The organism is Methylomonas sp. (assembly GCF_023228165.1).
Taxonomy (GTDB): domain Bacteria; phylum Pseudomonadota; class Gammaproteobacteria; order Methylococcales; family Methylomonadaceae; genus Methylomonas.
The window spans coordinates 39925-65812 of the sequence record NZ_JALOBS010000022.1 but is presented as its reverse complement, the minus strand read 5'-3'; the positions used below and the strand labels follow the sequence as shown (position 1 = coordinate 65812).

The window sequence follows — 25888 nt, the reverse complement described above, 5'->3', positions numbered from 1 at the left end:
GATACTTAGCGACATGACAGACGTTGATCGATACATAGCGTCACCCACGCAGCCGGCTAAGTTCTTCAGCCACCACATTGACGGCTTCCAGCTCCGTGCAACCGCGTTCTTGCATGATTTGGTGACGACGGGCTTTTTCGTCTTTTTCGGTCATGGCCAAGGCCAGCGCTAACGGCGGCGGCACGTTCCGAAACAGCAAGGCCCGTTCGTCGGTCAGCACCACGCCTTCGGTATATTGCTTGGGCGACTTGCGCGTCGCCAGCAACAGGGCTTTCTGTTCGGCGCTTAAATCCTTGAAGCGACTAATCTGCTCCACTTCTTCCTTGGGCATCACCAGACATAGCCACCATTCCAGCATATTCAGCATCCGCTTACTGGCGTGCGGAAAGTCCTCCAGGTTTTGGGTGGCGATCCAGAACCAGGCGCCGAGTTTGCGCCACATCTTGACGATCTTGATCACATAGGGCGACAACAACGGATTAGTCGTTATGATGTGGCCTTCATCGGTAATCACCAACGTGGGCCGGGCATCGTTTTGATGGCGTTCCACACAATCGTGGATATGATTCATCAGGCCGATATAGGCCACGGTCAATTGGTCTTCGTAACCTTCCCGGGCCAAAATCCCCATATCGACGATGGTCACGTCGACCGCCGGCCAGCGGCTGCCGGGCCGGTTAAAAAAATGCCCGGCCAGGCCATTACAAAACAAACTCATGCCATCGGCCATTTCCTCCGCCCGCTCCCGGCGCTGCGCGGATAATTTCGGCAACTTACGCAATGCATGGGCGACATCTTGCGTCAAAACTTGCTCGCGGCCGGCCTCGAATACCGTCTTTGCAGCTAGTAAAATGGCATTGCGGATCAGCAAGCGATCCGCCCGAGTCATACGCTCATCCTCGCGCGCGTCGCCGCCGGTAATCATGATACGGCTGGCGATTTCCATCTCCCCTAGTAAATCGCGCGCGACATCTTCGCTATCCGGGTCGTCCTCTGATCCGCTGTCGGCGTTAAATTCATCGTCGTTACCCCCTCCTTCGTCGCCGAGTTCATCGTACCCATCAGCATTTTCGTGAAGGGCTAAAGCGTCAGCGGTATGTAAGTTCTGATCCAGCAGTTTTAAGGCATCACTAAACGGTGGCAAGCTGACATCGACATTCGGCGCCAATGTGACTTGATTCAGACTGATGCCGTGCGCCTGCAGATACTGCCCCAACAGACCAAAGGAATTGCCGGCTTCGATGATAAAAATCCGCGGCCGATAAATAGCCATCATCTGTAAAATCAAATACACCAAGGTCGCCGACTTGCCGGCCCCGGTCGGGCCGATGATCAAGGCATGGCCGTTCTTCTTACGATCCTCGCTATGCAAAGGATCGAATACTAAAGGCTCGGCACCGCGGTTGAAAAACACAAAACCCGGATGACCGGTGCCGGTGCTGCGGCCATAAACCGGCGCCAAGTTGGCGGCGTGTTTGGAAAACATCAACCGAGAGCGCCGGGCTTCGCGTTGATCATGCGACTCACAGTAGGCCATGGGCAGATTGCGCAGATAACTATCCAGGGCCAGCACATCGTCCGCTTCCCGTATCGGTTGCAGCCCGTTGGCCAACAACAACGAACTCACTTGATTGATGTGTTGGTGCAGCGCTGCTTCGCTGTCGCCTCTGACGTAAAATGCTAATTGCACCGGAAACAATTTATTGTGTCTGGCGATTTCCATCTGCGCTTTATCAGCATCCCGCGCTGCCAGCTTGGCTTCCGGATAATCGCCTACCGCTCCGCGTTGCACCTGTGCCAAGTGATTGCGCACCGCATCCTGGGCTTTGATGGTGATGGTCATGGCCAATACAGTGTTTTCCGGCATGCGGTCGAACAAGGCAAATCGATGCTCCCCGACTTGGCGTTCGGCACCGAATAAGCCGATCGCCGGGATGTTACGCAGCGCTTGCACGGTGATGACTTTGTGCGGCAAGCCGTCAAACCACCACAGCCCACGTTGAGCATCGGAATGCGGCATGCCCAGCATCAGGCTCTCGGCAAAATCGTGCCCGAATGGCATCTCGTGGTCACCAGGATAAGGCGCTTGATTTAACAAAGCCTCGGTGTCACCGTCGGTCATGGCTGGATTGGGATTGAACCAGCAAAACAGCCACTCATACAGGTCCTTACCCACACATCGACTGGACTTAATGCCCGCGGTCAATAACGCAGTACTCAATTTCTCGGCCACATCGTTTAGTTCGTCCTCAGGCGAAATTTGGTAATAATCATAGGCTTGCTGGCTGACTTTTCGCCGCCGGTACAATGTCGCTCTAACGCTGCGTCGTTGCCCACGCCAAGGACCGCCGGTGACTAATTGATCTTCAAACAAGCCGCCGCTGCGGGAGATGGCGGCCAGATGGTCTTCCAAGACTTTAAAATAGCCTTCACTGAACTGGCTATGCCGGGCACGTGGCTGAGCATACTGGCGAATCTCATCCACTAAATAAGACCGATTGGGTTCATCCTGCACGAACAACTGCAGGATCCAGGGGTTTTCCATTTCTTCTGGGAGCGAGATCAAGGCGGTTTGCAGTTTATCGCGCAGCTCGCTTAAAAACACTTCACTGCGCGCGTCCGAGTCGACGGTGGTAATCCGAAACAACGCCCCGACGCTGTAACCGTCATCCAGCAAAAAACACTGGGACACCGGCAGGTATTCCAGCCAGGGCAGCAAATTGGTAAACGAGGTCGGCCGTTCATATTGCTGACGAACACGCCGTTCGGTGGGTGGTTTATCGGTCGCTCGGCGTTGCGGGTGTGCCGAATCCCCCTGTTGCCGAGCCAGTAGCGATCGAAACCAGGCCATCAGTAACCCGCCTCCGGTTCACCCGGCAAGGCGAACTCGATCGTCTCATAAAAACTGAAACCGGTGGCATAGCCCGGCACGGGTATGTGACCCTCGTGACTGAGATGTGGAAACACATACAGTATCAGGGTAGGATTTTTCAAGCGGGGGAACTGCTGCTGAGCCTGCCTAGTGGATTGGGTGAAGGGCGTTGAAATTGGGTTTTGGTTTTGATATTTTTCCTGTTGCTCAATCGGTAACTCTGCTGGTCGGTAAGGCTTGATCGAAGGAGTCCGTACGGATTGATTGGCATCACCCGATTCTTGGGAAAAATGCCGTTGATACACCTCTTTCATGCTCGGCCCGTCCTGCGGCAGGATGCTTTCTTTATCACCCGTCGCACAGGCGCTCAACAAACTGACCATCAGCACGACTGAGCAAGACTGTGACAAACGGTTAATCCAAATCATCGTCAACCTCGTTTTCGGCCAAGTCATACTGGGTTTTACGGCCGCCCGGTTCATAATCAATCGGCAAGGCCACATCGATATGAATCGCCAGTTCCGCGCCGGTATCGACATACACCACGTCAAACGACTGCGCGGCCCGCTCGCGTAAATATTCACTCACTTCGGTAGCGCCTCCGGCCAGGGCTTTACCACCGGCATACTGGGCCGCATCGCCGGTAATCACCGACGTCGCTACGCCTTGGGCAGCAGAGACACTGTTGGTGACCTGGCTTTGGCTAAAGGCACCCGCCGCGGCTTCGGCTGCCGAGGCAAGAATGCGGCCGGACAAATAGCTGGCGGCATTGCTGATACGGCTGCCGGTCACACAGGGAATCCCTCGCCGGTCGGAAATCCAGCCCAGCGTGCGCGAGGCATTGCCGGTCTGGCCAGAAGCGGTGGCTTGTTTAGCCTGGCTCAGGCTGTTGTCGTCGGCGGACAAGCTGCGAATGGTACCGTCGGCAAATACATAGGTCGCCGACATCACGTCTCCACGTACGCAAGACAAAGTCCAGTCGCCCGACGCCTTACCGCTGAAAATGACCCCGTCCAACCCGGGCATTTCGATGCCGTTGGCGGCCAGATTATCGCGGCCGACAATGACTTTGAACGGAAACGGATCTTCGATCGCGCCTTTGATCGGTATTCTGCCGATTAAAGCGGTCATACCGGTGGCACCAATCAAAGTAGCATTGCGGGGTACGGTATAGACCGGCCGATCCGGTTCGGTTAAGGCACCGACGGATTCTGTCAGATAGGCTTCGGTCGTGCCGGCAACTTTTTGACCATCGTGTAATAAGCTTTCGGCACCGTTCGTCAAGCGCTTAAAAATGGGCTGGCCTTTGTCATCGGTCGGGGTGCCTAAGGGTTCGACCCAGGTCAGGGGGGATTCGAAAGCTTTCAAACCGTCCGCAGCATCGATGCCAAAACCGATTGGAATATCATTACCGGTATCCGCTATTGTCTGGCTGGGTGCGGCACTCAGTTGATCCAGCCGACTTTTAAAATAATCCACTTGCTGCGCCAGTTGATTGACCGCTTCGTTAGCTTGTTGTTGGGTATCCTGGGCCAGTTGGGTTTGCAGTTCGGCTTTGACCCGAGTTTCAATTTGATCACGCTGTTTCAGCAAGGCCTCATTTTGCATCTGCAGTTTTTCACTTTCGCTTTTAATCACCGCCACTTCAGCGGTCAAGGTACGAATGGTATCGGCGGGCGAATCGACATCCGGCCGACCGGCTTGCGGCACAGCCGACAAATGTACTGAGGGTGATGGCTGACGGTACGTCTTGACGCCGACCACAATTAACATCAGCAGGATTAGCCCGGCAACGATGGGTAATAGCCGGTTCGCGCCCATCTTACAGCGCCTCGTGAAAAGGCCGGTCGGACACCAGATACACCGCGCTGGTATCCGCTTCGCTGCCGGCCGGATGCAAACGGGCATGTTGAAAAGTCGCCGCCCGCCACTGGCCGCGCAATTGACGCGGATCGAGATCGATAAAATCAGCACCGGTGTTTTTGAGTTCAACCGCCGTCACATACAGCCGGCCGCTGTGCCAGCTGGCAATCGGCGTCGTTAAAATTTGTTCGCCTCTGAGCAAATGTTCTAAATGCGTCTGACTGACCGACACCCGCTGTATCCATGGTGCGGCTTTCAATAAGCGCTTCGGCGCATAGAGTTGCTGGGCCGCAAAGCGGGTTAATGCCACCAAGCCAGCAGTTTTTGGCTTTTTACCGGGCGTTGGTTTTTGACTGCCTGCCGACGTCATGGAATCGGCATCAGTGCCTAACCCAGCATCTGACGCTGAACGTTGTCCGGGGCTGAACAGAATTTCAATCGGATTAGCCGGCAAATCCGGCGCTGGTTGTGCACTCAGATCGATCAGTACAATGCCCTGCCCGTCCAGCTCGCGTACTTCGATACGCTGGGGCTCAAAAGACTCTTTGGCTAACCAATACACAGTACCGGCATGGCTTTGGGTGCGTAACTTGCCAGTCAATGGCGCAGGGATGCCGACTCGCACTTCGCCAGGAAAAGTCACCAAACGTTCCTGCCCGACCGGCAAGGTGATACGCAGCGGTACTTTGTCCCAGAATAGCCGCACTACAGTCGAATCAGCAATACTAGGCTGACTTAAGCTGATGCTGATACTAATGCATAGAAAGGCTAATAATCTCGGTTTGATGACGAATTGTGGGTTACCTGTCTGCATAGTCTCACCCTCACTCGCGGGCAGCTTCAGATGTATCCAAGACTTCGATACGTTTGGGCCCGTCGCCGGCAAAGCCGCTTAAGGCCAAACCCCAGGGATTGAGCTCCGGATCGATGTCGTAGCTCACTACCGTTAAGGGATAGCGGACGTGCACTTGTTTAACGTCCATGCCGCGCACGGTTTCCTGAATGGTAAAATCCAGCCAGACCAGCCAGGTATGCGGATCGACGAGCTCAACCCGGCGTTCTTCAAAACCGCGCCCGGCGACCGGCTGAATCGAACGCACCCGGCCGGATAGCTCGCCGTGTTTACCGCGAATGGCTAAATCGTTGCTCAGGTATTCCCGAAAATCCGGGGTTAAATAGGCTGCCATGCGGAAAATCTGTTGGCCGTAATCGGTTTCGCCATCGCGGTCCCAGTGATTGAGCTGCTGGAAGATGTAAGCCGCGAAGGCATACACATGCGCCGGGGCGATGTCATCGGCTTTAACCACTGCACCGGAACGTAAGTCGGGTGGGATATGAATCCGGATATCGCTGCGAGCGGCATGCCAGGCATAGCCCAGCAGTAATAACAGGACCATCAGCCCGGCAATGACGAATCGCAAAGTGTTGATATGCGCAACCAACCGACTGTTTAGATCCTGATATCGCATTATGTTGCTCTAACTGGCGCTTGCCACTCGGTGCGGCCCAGATCCCAATGTCCGTTGTTTAGAATCAGCCGGGTGTTACGCAGCCCGATTCGCTGCAAAACAATCATCAAGCGATGCTGGTAGTAATAATCAGGCCGGCCGCGTTTAATGCGTTGAAATAAAGTTGAGCCGAACACGATGGTCAGTAACACACCTACCATCGCCAACCCCAAGCCCATGGCTATCGCCCCCAAACAGGCGGCTATTAGCAAACTGACCGGCAACCAAAATAGCGTAGCCAATAGCAAAATCAACCCTAACTCAGAATGTGTGCTGCCCCGAAAAATCACCGGCTCTTGATTGAGGCGATCGGCTAAGGTGTCACTGGAGTCATCCATGCTTAAATCACCTTAGAGGCTTCCGTCAGTAAATAACTGATAAAGATCATCACCCCGGCGGCCACTACCGCAGTCAAACCCACTTCACCCCATTCGGCTCTGCCGGTACGGGCTTCGTTGAATTTGGAAATCGTGATCCAGGCTATCCATAAAAAAGCCACCACGGCCAGCACCAAACCGATCACCAAACCGGCATCTTTGGCATAACCTTTGATCAAGGTCAGCCAGTCGCCGGCTTTCGGGGCATTACTGGGCGCTACCGCTGTGGGCAAAGCCGCATACAGATTGCCGCTGAGTAACATCAAGCCCGCCGATAGCGGCAGAAGTTTGAAAGACAGTGTGTGTTGTAAACGCTTAAACATAATGAATTCCTCTGATAAAAAACACATTAACGGAGTAAATAGCCAAGTAACAAAGCCACCACGCCGCCGCGCATGATTGAAAACAGCAAGTCATAAAAAACCCCGTGGCCGGTTTGCCAGGCCACCAGTTGCGCATGGGCCAGCCAAGCTAACCAGAGCAGATAAATCACCGCCAGTACACCGGCAATTACCAACAACAATTGACCGGGCGCCACGCCGCCGGTTGAATGGGAAAAAGCCGAAACCTGGGTATTCGTCATATTGTTGGCCTAACGCCGGTAATCGCCTTTCAAGGGCGGAAAACTGCGGGCCTGGCGAGGCGCTGTCAGGTGTTCCTGAATGCCGAGTTTGATGCGTTCAATATCCAGCAACAGCCAGTCGTATTGAAACTGCACCCGGCCATCCTGATCCGTTTGGGCTTGGGCGGTGGCGATTAAGGGTTCCAAGCCGTCCAGCTCATGAATGATCTTGGCTAACGCGGTCCGCTCACCATCCATATCGGCTAGCACAGACCATGGCAAACACAGTAGAATCATCACAAGTCGTATTTTGCACAGCATTGAAACCCGCTCCCGATCAGGAATAGTGGGTCTCATTGTTCATAGTTGGCAGGCAAAAGCCCAGCTGAAACCCAAATCTAGCGAGTTAGAGTTTTACGACATAGTTGGGAGAAATTGAGGGACATGGATTAACAACAGTTTAAATCGTCAAGAATTAGTGACTTAGGGTCGCAGCAGGCTTCTGACAAACGATTTCCTGTAAACAACGATATTTGCTGATTATGCGCGCAGAACCAAACCGTTGAGGTGATCTTGACTTCGTCGAAGCCATTTAGATTTTGAATGGCAGCTATCGGGATTGGCGAATTCGCAGTTTCGGCCACAACCCGTCATTCAAAATTAATCAGATATAATCAAAAGTGTTATTAGTGAGCTGTCTTAACCGCATACGGGTACTTATCTTTTAGATACCATCCCAGCAGTTTGAATTCAGAAAAATCAACATGGCCATAATTCAGGGGCAAGCGTTACTTGTAATCAGTATTTCCCCACCTTATATCTATAGACTAAATTAACTAAATATTTTTAAAGAGGAATTGTATGGAAGAGTTCTTAACAGGTGCGATTTTATCAGGCATTGCCTATGAAGTAATGAAATGCGGTGTAGTGATGAGTATTGATGAGCTAAAGCAACGACTAAAAGGCTGGCTAATTAGTGATTCTGAAATATTGGTTCTTGCTGATGAATTGAAGAAGCTTGAATTGACCAATGAAATGAGCGAAACAGCAATTGAAAGAAAAATTTCCGATTCACACGATCTCCAAAAGCTTATTAAAAATATAAAACATACTTCAGAATGTAACACAATTATTCAGCATCACTCAGGTAGCGGGGACAATATTGGCAGAGATAAAATAATCCATAGCGGAAAATAAGTTATGGATTTAATGACGGAAAGTAACCCCTCTGTTTACCAAAATGCTTCTGGCGATGGTGACAATGTCGGTAGAGATAAATATATAACTATCTATCAGAAACTTGCACCAGAAGCACTTCGCAAACCGATTGAACTAATACTTTCCAGCATCCGGGAAAGAAAACAAGATGTTGCAAAAATCCGTTTAGAAACGATTAAGGCTACTGATCTGGATTCCAATAGCGAAGCTATCCTTGATATGCTTTCTATTCAGCTGAATTTACTTGAAGATAATGAAAGGCCTAAAGTTCACAGCTCGCTGCTTTCAACATTCAAAAGCTCAACTGATAGTGTCTTCCGTGATTTATGTTTAGCTACGTTAATCCGGTTAGATGCAAAAAATAACCGAATTGATGATGCTAGAGAGCGCTATCTTCAGGCTGACACGCTCAACTCATATTCTCAAGAAGCATTTTATGAATTTGTTGCAACAACTGAGGAACTGGAGCAAGCGTATAAAGAAAAGCGGATTGATCTTGACGAAAGCCAGCTTAACGGCCTTATTCGCGGTTCTCTTAGAACAAAACAATTTGAACTGTCATTAACCACAGCTAACCGCCTAGGCGAGATATTCCCATCTTTCAATAGCAAAGTTTTATTGCTTTTTGCCACCGCTTGTAATCTCGATATAAAACTTGCCAACAAACACTTCTGGATTGTCAGTTCAGCCTTAAAAACGGAAATCATCAAACTCATTGACGAAGTGGTTTTTTTGATAAATGAGTCAAAAGGTACGGATTCAAGGTTATTTAATATTGCTGCACCATATTGGTATAACTTACGAGGCGAACATAAGGAGCTAAATGATGTTTGTTGGAAATATATTGATGAAGTTGAAAAAGTCCGCCCTGAAATAGCGGCTATTCTTCGTCGAGTCAATATGCAAGATATATCAAATACAGATGATCTTCAGTCTAAATGCAATAAAGCTCATAGCGATATAAGCTATCGTACCAAATTATTAAATGACATATTTGATAAAAAAGAAATTTCCAATGATGATTTTGTAATTGTCAGTCTTTTTTTTGATCCTAATAGTTTGAGCAGATGGGTTAATTCTGGTGGAAAGGTCGTAGGGGAAGATGAAATAACCACAGACTTTGATAATATTAAGTTACTTCTTCTTACTCTACCCAATAAAAAACATTCTGATCAAAAAGACCAAATTGAAGAAATTACTCTTCAAGCTAAAAAATTAATTGAAAAATATAAAGAAAAGCTAACTTTTCTTCATCCCGTCCCTTTACTCGATATCACTGAACGCTTGGGATCACACCCGAAGCTTGCTGTCATTGCTTGTGATTTAATCAGCCCCATACTACCCCCATCTGATTTATGGGCTTCACCCATCGTCGAGTCTTACTTAAATGCGTTGCTCGTTAGTCAGCAAATGGCAACACTTTCTTCTGTACTGTCAAATATAAATCAAGATGAATGGAATAGTTTTGTCTGGCGAGTTCAAGCACGCCAATTTAAAAAACAAGATGATTATCCTAATGCTGTAAGAGCTATTGAGAATGCTTTAAAATTTAACTCAAATCTATTAGATGCGTGGCATTTTCTAGCATATTTGAATAGAAAACAGGCAATATCGGACAGCGATTTAGCATCGATTCTAAAAAATATTCCAGAAGATGTTTTACTCATAAAATCAAATATGGCTTTGGATTTGTTGATCGAAATCGCTAAAACAGGAGACTTTGCTAGAGCGGAAAACATAATTCTTTCTTGGTTTATTAAAAGTCCAAGCTCCTGCGCGACAGAAATAACAAATTTCGAATTTAGTTGCATGTTTGTCAATGTTAACGTAATACCCACGCCTGAAAAAGTTGGTGATTGTATTGTTGGCGTAAGATTCAAAAAAGATAATGATGAATTAACTAAGATGTTAGTATCTCAAGTAAGTGTCAACCATCAATGCTTGCTAAACGTTAATTCGGAGCTAGGCAATGCACTTTACCATATGAACGTAGGAGAGACTAAACAACATGGAATGTACGATATAACACTGCTTGAACGATTACCCCCTTATGTTGCAGCCTTTCAAATTTCATTAGAATTGCGACATACGCAAAATGATGGAAGTGATTGTTTTTTTGCATTAAAAACACCAAATGATCCTAATGAATTACTCGCGCTTCTTGAACGTAAATTACCTAAAAATAGAGATGATAATATTTTTAATAATTCTGAAATCCCTTTGTTTTGTAAGGGCCATATTTTAAATCGCCACAATCCCGCCAAAGCAGCTTTGGAACAATTGACAACAAAAAAATCAGTTCTGTGCTTTTTGCCCAATTTTGGCGAAGAAGAGGCTACTCAAATCATACTTGATGTTTATGCGGTAACTTACCTTGCCATTACTAGTTTGGCTTATGGCATTAACCACACTTCGATTAATTTTGTTATTACTCAAGAAACCAAGATGGCTATTGAGCAATGGTTGGAAGAGATAAGTCGTGAGGATTATTTGTCCGTAGGTGCAATGCCTGGTGGGGGGCTATGGAAAGTAACAGCTGGTGATATAAGGCAATCCACTCAAGATATTCAAAAGGCATTCCACCTAATTATTGATAAGGCAGAAGTTATTAAACCTAACTTGGTAGATATGCCATCATTGATGCTTTCTATACAAGACATTGTCGATAGTTCCGTATATTCAAGCGCTTGCTTATCAATCAGCAACAATATTCCTTGGCTCTGTATTGACGAAATTTTTGCCCATTGCATTAAAGAATTAGGATATAAGCAAGCCAATGCTGTTAAATTTTTTATTGAACTCGGAAACTCGGTCGCTTTTGAACAAAAGAAAGACGGTTTGTATTTGTACGCCGAGCAAATCATTCCCTACGCTTTAAGTTATAACGATTTGAGACTGCTCAGTATTTCGGATGACGAACAGGCCCATTACTTCTTAGCAAAAATACTTCACCTTCATCCTAAAGCTTTTCCCGATACCGAAACAGCAGTTGCTACGCTGATCGAGTTACTTGTTTCTGTGTTGGGAAAAGCTTATTTGGATGGGAATATTTTGAGAGGGCTGAGAATCCATAACCCTAGAAATAACGGTTATGCGGAAAGAGTATTCAACGCTTGTTGTTATGTTTCCATGCAATGTAATGACGGAGACATAGCCGAACGAAAACTAGCAATGCTGTTATGCAGGTTATTTATAAGATTTAGTGTGATCCCGCCTATGTTGCAAGTGCTTCGAGCGATGGCGTCAGTGTTCATAACAGGTCATTTTATGGATTTTACTAAAATTAACACGTGTATTAAGGAAGAATATAACAAATTCGCAGATCGGATTGAGGATGGGGCATAGGACACACCTCACAAAGTTAAGAGCGTCAACCTCGAACGATACGGCTTCTATTGGCGACACCAAAATAAGCTAATGACCGCAAGATGTCTAAATTTAGCATTCACCTCCAAACATCGCTTACTTTACAGCATTACAAATACTTCTTAAACGTCGACGCCATCACCCTGATCGACAGCGCAAACAGTATTGCAAACGGTAACACGATGAGGTTGGGATGGATGCTGCTGGGAATGGCCAGATACAGTATCCAGGGCAAGATCAACGCAGGATAGAGCAGTTTTTTAGCCCAGTGATAAACAAACGAGCTTTCCCGGCCGCCGCTCCAACGGCGAATATCCCGCTGCACCAGGCCATCTATTAGACCCATTAATCCCAGTAACACGAATGCCGGCAGCGCCAGGATCAAAACGGCCAGGCGCACGGCAAACACTTGGGTGACCAGCATGGCGGCCAGCATATAGTCTTGGGCTAGCTGATAATAGTGGCGCAAGCGCTGTCTGAAGCCGCCGTCATCGACGTCCTGGGTCGGTTTGGCCAAGGCGATGATCAGGCTTTCGATGCCGGTTTTGCGAAAGATCAAGTCGTAAAAGTTATCGGCAAAACGTCGGGCAAACTGGACTGGTTGCTCGACGATGACGCTGCGGCGAAAGTCGGCATTCAGAACACTGAGTTCTTGCTCCAGCATGGTTTGACTGTGTTGAGTGCCCGCTTCATCCCAAAAGCCGGTGGCCATGCCGGTCCATTCTGTGGCAATGGAAAAGCCCAAAGTCATGATCAGAAAAATCAGTGCTTGCAGCAGTTGCGTGACCAGTCTGGCCAGTATGCCCTGCTCCGCCGCTTGCTGGGCCGAGCTGCGTTGCACGGCCGGGGCAGCCATGTTAGCTCGCCCACCAGTGATCGTTCGTCAAATAGCGGCGCTGCATTTCCGTGGCCACCTCCTGCAGGTTTTTCGGTAGCAGTGCATCGTTGGTTTTAGTGGGTAACGGGATGCGGATTTTCCACAGATTGCCGCCTTCCAGCAAGGCAAAGGCCTGGCCTTTGGGTAAGGCCATTACGGTGGCAGGGGCAATCATCGGCATTTCGGTGACGGATATCCTGTCCTGGTTTTGCGAGGTAAAATCGATGCTGGAGTTGGGATCGGCGGAATCATTGACGCCGGATACTTCCATCAGGGTGCTGATGTTGCAGGTGTCGATTTGGTGGGTGAGCATTTCGGCGGTGGCCAGTTCTTTGACCCGCAGCATGATCAGGGTATTGAAGTTACCGGCCACCTGCCCGGCTTTGGCTTTGTTGCCGACCCGGGCTTCCACATCCGACCAGGTTTGGGTATAGGCCGTCACTTGAAACCCCAAGCCGCCGGCCTTGTTGAGCAAGGAAATAAACTCGTCGCCGATCAATTCATTGAATTCATCGGCATGCAAAGAAATGGTCGGCAGGTGCTGGGTTTTTATGGCGTCCGGCAGGCCATGATCGGTGCCGTGTTTGTAGATTTCGCCGGAGACAGACACCAGATCGGCAAACATGGAGTTGCCGACGGCGGCTGCAACCGCCATATCCGATAAAGCATCCAGCCCGACATAGACGATGCCTTTTCGGCGAATGATCTGCCGCCAGTCGATGATGGGCCGAGTATCGTTGAGGTCGGTGTAATCCGGCGAGATCAGTGCCGCGGTTTTGCCGGTAATCAGTTTTTCCATCAATGGCAATAACGAGGCGACGATTTTATCGAAATAGGTTTTGTCGTATTCAAACGCCGACCGCAGACCATCGACGACCGCATCGTAAAAGCCGTTGTCTTTGACATAGCGCACCAGGGCAATCACTTGCGGCGAACGGCCTTTGAGGGCAAACGGCAAATCCCGTTCGTTGATGTTTTCAGCGATGCGTTGCACTTGTTGTTCCCAGTCCGGCGGTGCCACCTCGGGCAGCCATTGTCGGTAGTATTCGGTCAACAGCGGTTCGATGTGGGTGATATAACGGGTGATCAATTTATAATCCGGGCGTTTACCCATTTTAACTAGGGCCACGGCGATCATATTGGTAAAGCGCCAGGCGAATTCCCGAAACGCCGCCGAGTTGCCGCTACTGGGTAAGGGGTTGGTCAAGCGGGTAGCCACTTCGGTGGCGCGGGAGAAATTGCCGATGGCGTTATAGCGGCAGGAAATCTCCGGATAGCCCAGATGGAAGATATATAAATCCTGGCTGCGGCCGGCGCGTTTGGCTTCTGCGACCATGCGTTTCATCAGGTCGGCATCGCCTTTGGGATCAAACACAATCACGGTGTCGCCGCGGGCGATATCCTGCGTAATCAGGAGTTCGGCCAGTCGGGTTTTGCCAACCCGGGTGGTGCCCAGCACCAGGGTATGCCCGACCCGTTCGCGCAAATCCATGCTGACCGATTGTTCTTTTAATTCCACCGCGTGAATCTGGGGTTTACCGCCAAGCGGCGGTAACGGAGCGACCGGGTTCCACCAGGCAGGATTTTGTAATAGCTTGGCCACCTGCTGCAAAATCGGTGATTGTTCCCAACGACTTTCCAGGCGCCGGGCCAGTTGATAGGCAAAAGACGGCTCGATATAGCGTCTTACTTTAGGATGCAGCGTATCGCGTAAGCGCTGGCTGTGTTTTTGCTGCCATAAAAAGCCTTTACCCAGAAACAAGCGCTGACGACTGACTGGTATGTCTTCGGCCGCGATTTCATAACGCGGCAGCTTGCGCATATTGCGTTGATAGCGCAATACAAACAATGCTTCCCGGGTTCTGATACATCCGAGCAGCGTTAATAAACCGGCAGTGGCATAACCGACTGAGGGCGTCATCATGATGGCCCAAGGTGCCAGACAGGCAATCAACGCACAAGCGAAGGCACAAATTGCCGACCACAGCTCTACCGGCGGCCGCAGCAAGGCTTCGATCGGATACTGCGACGTCATTGTTCGATCCGCGACGCCGTGATCAATACCGGGTAATGCGCCAAGGCTAATTGCGCGGCAATCGCGTCGCCGGCCAGCGGATGGATCGCCAACCCACCGGCTGCGTTTTGTAATTGTTGTAATTGCGCCAGGGTTTCAACGTTGACCGCCAGCCCCATCGCTTTGAGCTGCTTGAGCTGGGCTTGATGTAATCGCAACCAGCGCATGGACAGGGTATCGGCACCCACTATAAACAGCGGACGATCCAGGTAAGGTCGGTCTATCGTGCGCGACATAACTTTTCCCGGCGACAACGATGGGGTCTTGACCGGCAATGGATCTATCTGCACGTCAAAGTTTGTCGTGACCGGTGTTTGAATATGCTGCGTGTGCGGCTGATTTGGTAACCGTATGGTGCGACCGCTGTCAAAAATCACCACCGGTTCGGCAACAGTAAGCAAAGGCAAGCTGGCGAAAAGCGCACTCAATACTGCTGATCGATACTGCATGGCTGATGACTCCTTGCTTTTAATCGGTAGCATTCTTGAGCAGGTGCGATTCAAAACCAATCAAATACCCTGTTTCAAAGATTCAGGGTTTTATTCGCGGCCGCGTAGTTGCTGTGTGGGATTGAACCAGCGGGTTGTATTTGAACAATACCTGCAAGCCTCGAGATGGCTTTTGGTTTGAACAGTATGCAGATGGTAAGATTCATCCACCGTAGCAGCATGACCACTGTCGCGCTGAGCACTGGCGCATCCGGCGTTAGGCCGATAAATTCAGGAGGTTTTAGTGACAGCAGGTATCCGATGGCAATAACCATGGGTTGGCACCGCATTAGACTCTCGCGCCAGGAATACGAATCCGGCGAAATGAACGTGCTGTTGGGCGCATTCCGGGCCGCCTATATAGGGCGAAACGGACCTGTGGGCATGGCAATGTTTGGCTGCTGGGCTGATGATGGCGCGTGCTATTTTGTTTATACCACGCCTAGCTCAGTCCGCCATATCACGCCACTATTGGATGCCTATTCAGCGAGTCGAATCGATAAGCCGAACCCGATCGGTTTATCGTTAATCTATGGTGACGAATCGGGTCTTTCCTCCCGCGAGGTCGGATTCGAAGCCTGACGGGGCTGCATCTGGAGCGACTTTTTGACATTGGACGAGAATTGCCGCACTAGCCGATGAACCTTTACACCTCATCATCTGGCTGATGAGGGACCGTGCGAGAAAGTGCCTGCTTGGTCTATACCCACTACTCAGTAGCTTGCCGAACCTACGGTATCTATTCTATCTCCAGCGTGGCCTGGGGCTTTACTGTCAAGACATTGATTCGTGTGTAGCCGATGGTGCATTGACTGAGATGGTGTGGGGCAATGATTGAAATGATAATTTCGATCTATACCTGCCAGTCGGCTATGATTTTATACTTCCCGATACCAGACACTCGTGACATGCTGCAACCGACCCAAACCAGTCACCGGACAAACTTACTGCGTTAAGTCTGCTCTTGGTTATGTAGCGGTCATCCACGACAAAAGTTACCCTCTAGTTACCTGCGATGAGCGCTCTAGCTTGACGAGGTTGAGTCGATAAGTCCACCGGTATCCATTTTAACCTGATAGCCTAGGTACACAGGTGTTTCAACGCACTATGGTTATGAACTTCTTCATCTTGCCATCTGGATATCCATCAGTTAGAAATTTGCGCACACTAGCTTTGAAATCAGGAGCTACCTCGTAAAAATTGGCCACGGTCTTTTCTTTGGTGAGTTTGAAATATCCATTTACTACCAGACGATCGAAACTCTGACGGGCAAGACCAGGGACCTTGTTAGAGAATTTAATATAATCCATCTTGTTGTCAACGAATCGGTCGCCTTTGAAAAATGAATTAAGGAAACGATTCACTTCATAGTAAATCATAGCTTGCTCATCAGCCTTGGTGGTTTTGGCCGCTGCAAATGCTTCTCGAAGGTCACCAATATCACATGTCCCATCAATCATTGAAGAATCAAGCTGAGAATTCGCGCAAGAAACATCGAAGCAATCCTCAAATACGGAGTACATGAACTTGGTATCCTTAAATCGACATGCCCACAGACTTTTGTAGTCCTGAAATTTAGAATTAATAATTATCAAATTCGAGAAGTCAATAGGAGGAAATGAGCCCCTTATAAACAAGCCGTCTATAGTACGGCTTGAACTGGTGTATTCTGGAATACCGTAAAATGAGAGAAGCTTGGATGACGTAGTATCGATCGCCAATTTTTGCATCCCAAAAAACAGTGCTAGCAGTCCCGAAATTGCCCCTTTAGCATTCTCGCGATCACCCAGTGTATTCGTTGTTGTCTCACAGCTAACAGCTATAGATCGGAGCTTAGGGATAATTGACCGAATAGCATCCTCGACCTCTGGAAGATGAGCCTGGAAGTAGCGTTTTAGGTCTCGCGCTTCTTCGCTCTCTCTATTCAAACGGGAGAGTGCGCGTATGAAACCACGCTCTACGCTGCTTTTTAGCAGTCCACGAAGCATTAACAGTACTTCAAAATACGAACCAAGGAATGAATATCGTAATTCGATCTCCCCATTCTGAATGACAAGGAGCGGGTTTAGTAGCAACTTCGTCAGAATCGACTGGGCGCGGGTCTCATAATAGATTTTTAACCGATCCTGCATTTCTTCTAGCTGCCAACGCTTACCGTAGTCAACAACTAGATCTGAAATCAATTCAACAACTTCACAGATCGGTATCTCTAGATCATGCCGAGTCTGTTCGCGACGTAGGATGGAGAAGACGATGTGATCGGTGACATCGTTGTTTGAAGGATATGGGGTCAAATCATCAAACACATCGAAACCTTGATCTGTGCCCTGTCTGAGTTCGTCCTCTATTACCGTGGTTGAAATGTCAGCTAAGAAAGGAATGATCCGATCTTCATCGTCGCGGATTCGAACTTTCGCAATTTGATTCATTGCTTTTTGAATGAGAGTCGGGCTCGCTTCATATCCCTGAAGGCGTCGTGTTACATAGCGTTTGCAACTCTCTGAGTCGAAACCCAATAGTTCGTAACGCTCAATCGCTAGGGCCTCCAGTGCGGAGCCATAATCCACAAGACTATTTCGACTAGTCAAAAGGATATTGCTGCTGCCAAGCTGATCATGAAGTTGCTTTAACGATTCAAGAAAAGCCGCTACATCGAACCGCTCCTGAAAGAGCGAACTTAGTTCATCCAAGCCATCGATGATCACTGTCAAATTGCCACAGACAACCGCCAGATCGAAGGTTGACCGATCAAAGAGTTTTCCGTATTCCTGATACTTCGCGTATAGCTCGTAGATGTCGTAAATCGTGTCTATCCTCGACTGGACCAGGCCTCGTTTAGTTACGTATTTTTTGATCGATTCGGCTTGGATCAGTATGACGGATGATCGAAGATCATTTCTAAAGTGCAAATGCTTAGCGACAGAAAGACATAGTGACGTCTTCCCCATGCCGCCTGGTGCGACGACGAGATGCGCTGAGACGTTGGAGGGCTTCTGTAACACTCCCACGATGTGATCCAGCGCGGATTCCACACGTGTAAGCTCCCCAGTCTCGTTGCTTGTGTAAGTTAAGCCCTGATTGGTGTAATTCTCTATCGGACTCGGTGGATCAATCGCCTTAAGACTTTCGTCTATGCAGTACTCCCAGATATACTCTTTGTACGTACATTCATGTATCTTTGTTGGAAGTCGCTTTTCTGAAAATACATTTGCAATGAGATCTTGCTCCGGGCGGCTTGCTCTATGGCGAAGTACTGTAATATCTGACGGTTTGATTCCTGAGGCCACAAGACGGTTTGCTGCGTGGTGTGCAGTTTGCTGAATGTTTGCGTTAGCATGAAGGGCCAAGAAGTAGCTTTTTGCCGGGGATCTGGTCTCCCAAAGTTCATATTTAATTCTGTTTGCGCCAGAAAAGTCCGTTCCCTCTTCTGCATTTACGATGGCGCATCGATTTGGGTGGTTTACGCGAATCAGTTCCTCAACGCGCGTGAATTCATATACATGATTAACCGGGGAGTTTAGACTTCTGCGCTTATTCGGACGATCAGATTTAGCCTTCCCCTGCAGAAGACGGAGCAATTCTTCTATGTGTTTCGTGAATTCTTTATCATCCTTAAAGTCAAGGTGAAAATGTCCTTGCAGGTATCGGGGCGTTGAGTCTGCCTCTCGCTCTATCATGACCAACTTGCTTTTCTTGTCGCGAAGCATCCCATCCCAATGAAGAGCAGTCGCCATAAACGTCTCGAGTCCAACTCCTCCTAGCCGATCATCCGCCTTGGTTTTGTATTTATTCGTTGTGACGACCAATACAAGGTCTGCATCATGGATTCCCTTTTCCATGAAGTAATTTTTATCAACGAGGGAGTCTAAGTCATACCCGTCCCATGTGACGTGAACCTCTTTAATCTCTTCTAGCGTATCAGCAAGTTTCTTTACCCACTCCTTGTGCTCGTCGGAGTCCCAGCTGTATGAAATGAAAACTTTGATTGGTTCCATTCGTTGTTTTTCCTTGGGCCGTATGTCCCTTGCAGTTGCTTAGGCATGAGATCGCTAGACGATCTGTCGAAAAAAATCACATTCTACAACCAGTTTTCCAACAACCTATCCATAAAATGATCTAAGTATTTATGATCTTAAATTTTAAATGTCTGAGTATGCCAACTTGGAGTTCACTTAACGATACGAGTCCGGTCCGGTATCAAAGGTGAAGCAGCCTCTCAACGATCTAACTACGGAAACGACGAGCGACTGGTTTTGGCCGGGTGTTGTCCGTCAGTTTGCTTAAGAAAGCATGCAAGCGAATTAGATTAGCCGCTAACGTACGTTTTCGTACCGCTGAATTTATCAGGCCGGGTCGGCATGCAGATGAATGCCTAGCGCCTTTGTTACCTTGAGAATCGTATCGAAACTAGGGATATGCTCGCCGTCCAGGGATCGATACAGGCTTTCGCGAGAAAGCCCTGTGTCTCGGGCAATCTGTGACATGCCGCGAGCACGGGCAATATCGCCAAGCGCTTTGGCTATGAAGGCCGCATCGCCGTCGGCCTCCTCGATGCAGGCATCCAGATAGGCCGCCATTTCTTCGGTGGTTCTCAAGTGCTCCGCTACATCGTAGCGGCTGATGATAGTTTTTGTCATTGTGTTATCCTATAGGTTACGGGCAAGACTTTGAGCGGTTTTAATATCGGCATCCTGTGTGCTTTTATCGCCACCGGCCAATAAAATGACGATTTCGTTGCCGCGTCGAGTGAAATACACCCGATAACCGGGGCCATAGTCGATGCGCATTTCTGATACACCTTCGCCTACCGACTTCACGTCACCCGGATTGCCGGCAGCTAGACGTTCGACCCTGGCCAAAACTCGTGCACGAGCACGAATGTCACGAAGATTGTCCAGCCATCGGGCATAAACATCGGTTTTCTTTATATCGACCATGCTTTAAGTGTAGCCTATAGGCTACGTTTGTCAATAGACTGACTACGGGCCAAACGTAAGGGCTCGTGTTGAAATGGATAATAGCGGGGTGGATTATGTGCCAGATAATATGGTGGAAATTGCATGCTAGCCTATTAGATATTGCTAATTTTTACCTTTTCGAGGGGATGGGCAAAAATAGCCTACTACGGCCAAGTCCAACGTTGAGTCTTCAGCCACTCTTCTGATTGCTTGCCGTGGTGTTTCCTGCATTCCGTTGTCTAGTTCTTGAATGCGAACGGCAGTGAGCTTTGTCTGGTATCGAATATGCAATGAGCTTGCAGGGAAGCTGTTGGCCATCACGTGTAATGTTGGCCGGTTGACGCCGCCGATCCGGACATCGGTTACTGCGATGCGAAAGCAGCTCTCGCCAGATGACCTAGATACGAGGATCTTGTCGGGCGTTCGCTCGCCGGCATCAAGGTATCGTGACAATACAATCTCGTTACCTAAAGATGCGTCTGAGGCAATCAATGTAATGGCAAACGGACTCGGTTCGTCCTCAAAACACTCAAGGAACTCGCTTTCAAGCCATCGCGCTACTGCATGCACAAACGGTGATCCGGCGCCATCGCCTGCCAACTCGTCGATCATGACGATGATGTTCGGAGTACGTTCGGCAAGACGCTGCCTCTCTCGTCGGCCTGCATTTGACTCGGCCTTGTTCTCAAACAGATTCGACAAGGCACTGATGGTTGATTGCCCGGCCCCTCTCTCTCGAAATCCCTGTAACGCGGCGGTCAACACAATTCGGTTGAGCGATGGGTTAATTTGCATCAACTCACGAGTAGTCTTGGCTAGACCTTGAAGCACGCCAATCCTGTGCGCATCCTTAACGCGGTCCTCCAACTCGGATAGCGTAGTTTTAGCCACCGTTGATCCGGCATGATCAGAGTCAATTTCAGTCTCCTGCTCGGGTGTTATGATGAGAATGCTGCCGGACGAAGGTACATTGAGGTCACCCACCCCATCCGCTATCACTCCGCCGTCGATATGCCGAGGTTTAGCTAATCCCTTTTCGACCAACGATTCGTGATAACGTTTTGCGGCTGCATTCAACTGAGCGTTCGAGGTGAGCGCCAAGATGCCAGTTGGACGCCCATTGTTCCTTGCCAAACTTTCTGTGACATCACGATTGAGAATGACACGCGGGCTAACATAGATAAATAGGTAACCGTTATCGGTCTCGCTAAGGTATCGGCGAACAGCGGTTGTTTTTCCGATCCCTGGATTACCTTCAAGTGCTATGACATTCATCATGCCCTTGGTCGACCGCCGAATGCCGGCTACTGTTGCCGCGGCATGGAGGTCTCGAAGTGAAATATTCGTCGCATCGCCGATCAGGTCCTTCACTGCCGACATAACGGCCCCTCTGCCAGACGCGTCGAAATAGTCGATGACTGGCTTTGTGTCTTCTACAAGACTAGCGGCCTCGTCCAATTTGAGCCGCATCATTGGGTTGGCGAAGTTCGGGATGGACTCCTCAAACTCAAAAACGTAATCGTTGCCTGGCTCTGGCTGGTGTGTCAGTTGCCTCATGCCCTGTTGAAGTGCGATGGGCAGCTTACGACGAATACTATTAAAAACAGCTTCAACTTGCTTAGTGAGACCCTCTTCGTCGCCATCTGCAAGTTTTTGTGTTCCTCGATAGGCGGCGCCAAGTTGTTGCATAAGTGGCACTCGTGGATCACATCTTTCAGAATGACCAAATTGTGCGGCAAGGCTTTCGAGTCCATTCGGTGTAATCGCTAAAGCGCGTGCTACGATTGGTTTCTTGTTTTCACTGGTGCCCAATACTATCTGGGCAAAAGTCTCTGCATATGAACACGCCTGGCATAACTTGAATAGAGGTTTGTTGTCGCCAGACAAGGCAGTGAGGTGATGCCGAATGTCACTTGACAAATTGAAGTCTTCTCCAGCAACCTCGGCAGCTACGTTGGCAAACACGCTTCGTGAATTAACAATCCTGCGATGTCGAAGAAGCTCGTCCAGATGCGCTTCCTGCATCCTGAAGTCGCCCAGTTCACCGGGCATGTCGTAGGAGTATTCCTGAACAAGAATATGGTCTTCATTAGCACTACCAGATAGCCAGAGCAAAAAGTCGGCATTACTTGGCTCTCCTTTTCCAGATAGGCCCGATACCACATTTTCAGGTAACCGAAAGGCATGTCGGAACGCGGTTGCGTTCGCTAGCCTAGCTTCAGCAGTTGAAGTGTCGTCACCAGGCAGTGTCAAGGGGCACCAAATCCCACGTAACATGAGCTTCTTGCGCTTAAGTGCCTTCTCATGGGACAGGAGGTATTGCCGTGTCGTGGTGTATCCAAGACCGAATGCGCCGAGCGCCATGTGGTCGATTCCTGCTTTGGCAATCTCACGTTCTCGTTCGTCCAGAATATCCAGTTCTCGAATCAGTGCGCTAGATATTTTAAGTAACTTAGTTTCACGCCAAACTTTGGTCGATTCATGATCTCTTGGAAGTACTTCACACTCAACCAAGCTTGCAAGTACTCCCCGCTTGACAAGAATCTCGTAGGTTTTGCCCCAGAGCTCAGCTTGTTTCTGGAATGGCAGATCACTCACTAAGACTCCTTATGAAGCACGGATGTCACATGAGCCAAGACAGCAGGAAATGACAAAAGGACTGAACGCTTGCCTTGCCGACGCGTAATAATAGGGATTTCTCCGGCAGACGCGGTTGTATTCGGGGTCGTCCAATCAAATGGGTCCAAAACTGGCAGCAGATTTTCACGGTTTGATGGTTTTTCGCTCTCCATAAAATGGAGGGCACGAAGAACGGAAATCAAACTCTGGTTAACCCCTTGGCCGTTTCCGATACCGAGGATGTTCTGACGAATATCCTCTTTTCGCCCGAGATCAGAAACCCGTTGCTCAATGTCAAAAAAGTAGGTACAAAATCCTGATTGCGGACGATGCTCTTCTCCAACGACCGCGAGTGTTGCAAAGGTGTAGATGGGCATCAGACTGCGCAATACATCATGAGATATATTGTCGAACATCGCCTGGTGGTCGGTAAAACTCGTAACTTCGAAGCCGCTTTCAGAATTGTCCCGTTTCCTCAGTCGTGTCGCTGGGAATACGTCGCGGCGAAGCGGGTATAGATGTATAGACGGGAAACGCTGCGTCGCATCATCAAGAAACTCTAGGGTGCCGTGCGGAGAATGCCTTTCGGCTGCCCGTCCAATATGCCGGTTGCCGAAATGATGAGAGAGCAAAATGATGTGCTCAAATCCTTTGGTCTGTAGGCGAGCGATTTCTTCTAAAATTGAAGGTGGCGTCTTGAACTCTTTCCGGTTATCAACCAGCCTGGTACTCATCGAATCAAATTGCATTACGGCAACGCCGTCTTGCTGTAATGCTGTATATGTACGACTGACAAACATGTAACCATCAGCGTCTGGATACGACGGATGCATGTCGGTCGGACGAGTCACATAGGTTATCAAAGCAACGCGATCAAGAGTTCCAGCCATCGGAAAATGTAGTGTTTGGCTACCCATAAGCGCATGCAGAGCACCGCGCTTTTTCCATCGACCGGTTGTATCGACGTCGGACACACTGGTCGTTAAACCTTGAAGTTTTACTGGCAATTCGCGCGATAAGGCTTTTTCAAGGGCCTGACTGATGCTATATACAGCGGTGTTGCCATCATTTGCATCTGCTTCACGGTCAATTTGCTTTCCGGTATGTTGCAAACGAACCATCGTCATCGTCAACGGTTTGGTTGTCATACTTTTCAGCCGGCGAATAAGTTCCCACAGCGTTATGTATGTAACCAAGGCAAACGCTACTAACGATGCTGCTCGCAAATGTTCCTTAGGTTTATTCCCATCATTATTGTCATTACGACTCAATGCAAGGTGGCGTGGCGCATAACAAATATCTATACCGCACGATGTTTCAAAAACGGAAGAGTCTGGTACATCGTAGACCCATTGACCGCTGGCCTTGATCTGACGCGAAGGAATTAATCGAACAGGCAGGAGGGGATGATTCAGATCACGAGACATTGGAATAATGTTTCTAGGTCCATTGGCGGCCAGTGATCTTTCCTGAATCTGAATTTCCACGGCATACGATGCAATACCACCGGATGGCGATGTAGACGCAGAAACCGTCAAGTGGTTAAACCACTCAACAGAATCCTCACGGCGCTCGGCTTTAACCAAATAGTCTGCTGAAGCTGCCGATTCCACTGCCTCCCAGTTCACAATAGATCGACTAAGGGAAATCGTGAAACGATCAGCGGTTCTTTCTGCTGTTTCTATAATAGTTTTTGACTTGGCCTTGAGAATTGAGATTAACTCAGAGGCTAGATCATCTATTACCGATGACCTCGCCTGGAGTTCTTGGTGCAAGCGTTGCAAAGTGCCGACAGGATCGGCCTTCAAGTCGGCGGCGACTTCCGTGGCACTGGAAACTAGATCCTTTGCCTTAGTTGTGTGCAATGAATCGGGGGTAACCAGCCATAGAAACATGAGTTCCGCGATACTTCGCTTACCGGAGACTTGGGTGGAAGGGGTCTCTAGCACTCGGTCTGAAATCCTCTTCAGCCGCGCATCAAATGCTGAGCAGCCCTGTTGCGGATTCATGCCATTGACACGAAATCGATAAGAAACCTCGCGCATGGTTTTGAAACCTCTCGTTGGCTCAGTTCTTGTCTCGAATAGTTGAACCGACCATTCAGACCAGACTGGAAGACAGGAGTAAAACGTGGCCATATTCAAATAGTCCCCTAGAGCACTATTGTTGAGTTGACCATAAGCGGAGGCTACATCAAGTGTTAGGGTTTCGCCATTTGGTCCGGCGAACAACTCGTATGCATCAATAACACGACGGACATAGTCTTTGAACCCCTCATACTTGCTTTGCGCAGCAATAGCGATCATCAATTGCTTAGTGACTTGCAAGCGAACTCTCGATAGAGCCTCATCGTCAAGAAAATCTAGAAATCGTCGGATTTGACTCCCCGGCTGATTCCTTGTTGTTCGTATACTTTCAACAATGTCTTCGATTTCTGAAGGATCAACACCCCGCGTTTTAAGCCTTGTGGAAATTCCGGAAAGAAGAGCTTCAAGCCAGTCACGACCATCGATTATTTCGATTGCGGTAAACAAGCGAGCAAGATCGCTCGTTCGCTCATTTGCGTTTCGCTGACTTGGAGCGAAGATAACAGGAACTAGTGTTGCTGAGTCAGATAAGGCAAGTGATTTCTCGCCAATAGATGACGCCATCTCATTGAGCACCGACTTTACAGAAGGGGCCAAAAGACTTGTATAGGCACCAGATTTGAACGTCGCATCAAGCGCCGAAGAAATCGAATCGTGCAGACGCTCGATTGATTTGCTTGCAGTTGGCTCTGATCCCGAAATCAACCTGCCGCCAAGACGTGCAACAGTACCCGGCGGTGGAAGCGTTATGTCTCGTAAGAGCGCAGATGCGCCTGCTGGAGAGAATTGCTCACTAAACTTCGGATTCTTAATGAAATGGGAGGTTACAGCATTAACGTTTATAGCAAGCTTTCCTCCATCAAGCGAAAGAAATTCACCACTTTGTGCCGCAACATCGCTTACTGATTTGGCGAGTTGATCGCAAATCGGGACAAGATCAATGGATGGGGTGCAGTCGCGCGCAGAAATGCTCGCGCCACCACGATTTAAAGGTGTCGTCATAGGTCAGCTCCTTTTTT

The 25888-nt window shown here is 49.0% G+C and carries 21 protein-coding genes; 3 read left to right on the top strand and 18 right to left on the bottom strand.

Annotated elements, in window-relative coordinates; all coding sequences use genetic code 11:
• Nucleotides 1-40: 40 nt before the first annotated feature.
• Genes M0R33_RS16440 through M0R33_RS16400 form a run of 9 tightly spaced genes read right to left on the bottom strand, consistent with a single transcriptional unit; the run spans nucleotide 41 to nucleotide 7479 of the window.
• Nucleotides 41-2851: a conjugative transfer ATPase gene (locus tag M0R33_RS16440; protein ID WP_292571625.1), complete on the bottom strand. Its 2811-nt coding sequence runs from the start codon at nucleotides 2849-2851 to the stop codon at nucleotides 41-43.
• Nucleotides 2851-3300, bottom strand: a complete 450-nt coding sequence (locus tag M0R33_RS16435; RefSeq protein ID WP_292571622.1) for a TIGR03751 family conjugal transfer lipoprotein — start codon at nucleotides 3298-3300, stop codon at nucleotides 2851-2853. The genes M0R33_RS16440 and M0R33_RS16435 overlap by 1 nt, the downstream gene beginning before the upstream one ends.
• Nucleotides 3287-4693, bottom strand: coding sequence for a TIGR03752 family integrating conjugative element protein (locus M0R33_RS16430; RefSeq protein ID WP_292571619.1), 1407 nt, complete (start codon nucleotides 4691-4693; stop codon nucleotides 3287-3289). The genes M0R33_RS16435 and M0R33_RS16430 overlap by 14 nt, the downstream gene beginning before the upstream one ends.
• A 1-nt stretch (nucleotide 4694) precedes the next feature.
• Nucleotides 4695-5549, bottom strand: coding sequence for a TIGR03749 family integrating conjugative element protein (locus M0R33_RS16425; RefSeq protein WP_292571616.1), 855 nt, complete (start codon nucleotides 5547-5549; stop codon nucleotides 4695-4697).
• Between the two features lie 10 nt (nucleotides 5550-5559).
• Complete coding sequence (locus M0R33_RS16420) at nucleotides 5560-6204, bottom strand: PFL_4703 family integrating conjugative element protein (protein WP_292571615.1); 645 nt, start codon at nucleotides 6202-6204, stop codon at nucleotides 5560-5562.
• Nucleotides 6204-6581, bottom strand: coding sequence for a TIGR03750 family conjugal transfer protein (locus M0R33_RS16415; protein ID WP_292571612.1), 378 nt, complete (start codon nucleotides 6579-6581; stop codon nucleotides 6204-6206). Before M0R33_RS16415 ends, M0R33_RS16420 begins: the two co-directional genes overlap by 1 nt.
• A gap of 2 nt (nucleotides 6582-6583) precedes the next feature.
• Nucleotides 6584-6943, bottom strand: a complete 360-nt coding sequence (locus tag M0R33_RS16410; protein WP_292571609.1) for a TIGR03745 family integrating conjugative element membrane protein — start codon at nucleotides 6941-6943, stop codon at nucleotides 6584-6586.
• 26 nt (nucleotides 6944-6969) lie between these two features.
• Nucleotides 6970-7203: a TIGR03758 family integrating conjugative element protein gene (locus tag M0R33_RS16405; RefSeq protein ID WP_292571606.1), complete on the bottom strand. Its 234-nt coding sequence runs from the start codon at nucleotides 7201-7203 to the stop codon at nucleotides 6970-6972.
• A 9-nt stretch (nucleotides 7204-7212) separates the two neighbouring features.
• Nucleotides 7213-7479 carry an RAQPRD family integrative conjugative element protein gene (locus M0R33_RS16400; RefSeq protein WP_292571699.1) on the bottom strand — a complete coding sequence of 89 codons (267 nt, stop codon included), beginning with the start codon at nucleotides 7477-7479 and terminating at the stop codon, nucleotides 7213-7215.
• A gap of 564 nt (nucleotides 7480-8043) precedes the next feature.
• Here M0R33_RS16400 and M0R33_RS16395 point away from each other — a divergent pair.
• On the top strand, nucleotides 8044-8379 hold the full coding sequence (locus tag M0R33_RS16395) for a hypothetical protein (RefSeq protein ID WP_292571603.1): 336 nt from the start codon (nucleotides 8044-8046) through the stop codon (nucleotides 8377-8379).
• 3 nt (nucleotides 8380-8382) lie between these two features.
• Entirely contained in the window at nucleotides 8383-11745 is a 3363-nt protein-coding gene (locus M0R33_RS16390; RefSeq protein WP_292571600.1) for a hypothetical protein, read from the top strand.
• Nucleotides 11746-11875: 130 nt separating this feature from the next.
• On the opposite strand, the gene M0R33_RS16385 is transcribed toward M0R33_RS16390, so the two are convergent.
• The 4 genes from M0R33_RS16385 to M0R33_RS16370 all read right to left on the bottom strand — a co-directional run bounded on the left by M0R33_RS16385 (nucleotide 11876) and on the right by M0R33_RS16370 (nucleotide 15480).
• Nucleotides 11876-12622, bottom strand: coding sequence for a TIGR03747 family integrating conjugative element membrane protein (locus M0R33_RS16385; RefSeq protein WP_292571597.1), 747 nt, complete (start codon nucleotides 12620-12622; stop codon nucleotides 11876-11878).
• A gap of 1 nt (nucleotide 12623) precedes the next feature.
• Entirely contained in the window at nucleotides 12624-14678 is a 2055-nt protein-coding gene (gene traD, locus M0R33_RS16380) for a type IV conjugative transfer system coupling protein TraD (protein ID WP_292571594.1), read from the bottom strand.
• Nucleotides 14675-15166: an integrating conjugative element protein gene (locus M0R33_RS16375; protein WP_292571592.1), complete on the bottom strand. Its 492-nt coding sequence runs from the start codon at nucleotides 15164-15166 to the stop codon at nucleotides 14675-14677. The genes traD and M0R33_RS16375 overlap by 4 nt, the downstream gene beginning before the upstream one ends.
• 74 nt (nucleotides 15167-15240) lie before the next feature.
• The gene (locus tag M0R33_RS16370) at nucleotides 15241-15480 is read right to left on the bottom strand and encodes a hypothetical protein (protein ID WP_292571589.1); all 240 of its coding nucleotides are present in this window, start codon (nucleotides 15478-15480) and stop codon (nucleotides 15241-15243) included.
• Here M0R33_RS16370 and M0R33_RS16365 point away from each other — a divergent pair.
• Nucleotides 15467-15787 (top strand): hypothetical protein, encoded by a 321-nt coding sequence (locus M0R33_RS16365; RefSeq protein ID WP_292571586.1) that lies wholly within the window; start codon nucleotides 15467-15469, stop codon nucleotides 15785-15787. The two genes, M0R33_RS16370 and M0R33_RS16365, sit on opposite strands and share 14 nt — an antisense overlap.
• Nucleotides 15788-16302: 515 nt before the next feature.
• On the opposite strand, the gene M0R33_RS16360 is transcribed toward M0R33_RS16365, so the two are convergent.
• The 5 genes from M0R33_RS16360 to M0R33_RS16340 all read right to left on the bottom strand — a co-directional run bounded on the left by M0R33_RS16360 (nucleotide 16303) and on the right by M0R33_RS16340 (nucleotide 25871).
• Nucleotides 16303-19200 (bottom strand): TIR domain-containing protein, encoded by a 2898-nt coding sequence (locus M0R33_RS16360; RefSeq protein WP_292571583.1) that lies wholly within the window; start codon nucleotides 19198-19200, stop codon nucleotides 16303-16305.
• Nucleotides 19201-19548: 348 nt separating this feature from the next.
• Nucleotides 19549-19842, bottom strand: coding sequence for an addiction module antidote protein (locus M0R33_RS16355; RefSeq protein ID WP_221054647.1), 294 nt, complete (start codon nucleotides 19840-19842; stop codon nucleotides 19549-19551).
• A 9-nt stretch (nucleotides 19843-19851) separates the two neighbouring features.
• Nucleotides 19852-20142, bottom strand: a complete 291-nt coding sequence (locus M0R33_RS16350) for a type II toxin-antitoxin system RelE/ParE family toxin (protein ID WP_292571573.1) — start codon at nucleotides 20140-20142, stop codon at nucleotides 19852-19854.
• Between the two features lie 144 nt (nucleotides 20143-20286).
• A complete protein-coding gene (locus M0R33_RS16345; protein ID WP_292571571.1) occupies nucleotides 20287-22761 on the bottom strand; it encodes a hypothetical protein in 2475 nt (824 codons plus the stop codon).
• Nucleotides 22761-25871 (bottom strand): hypothetical protein, encoded by a 3111-nt coding sequence (locus tag M0R33_RS16340; protein WP_292571568.1) that lies wholly within the window; start codon nucleotides 25869-25871, stop codon nucleotides 22761-22763. The genes M0R33_RS16345 and M0R33_RS16340 overlap by 1 nt, the downstream gene beginning before the upstream one ends.
• Between the last annotated feature and the right edge of the window lie 17 nt (nucleotides 25872-25888).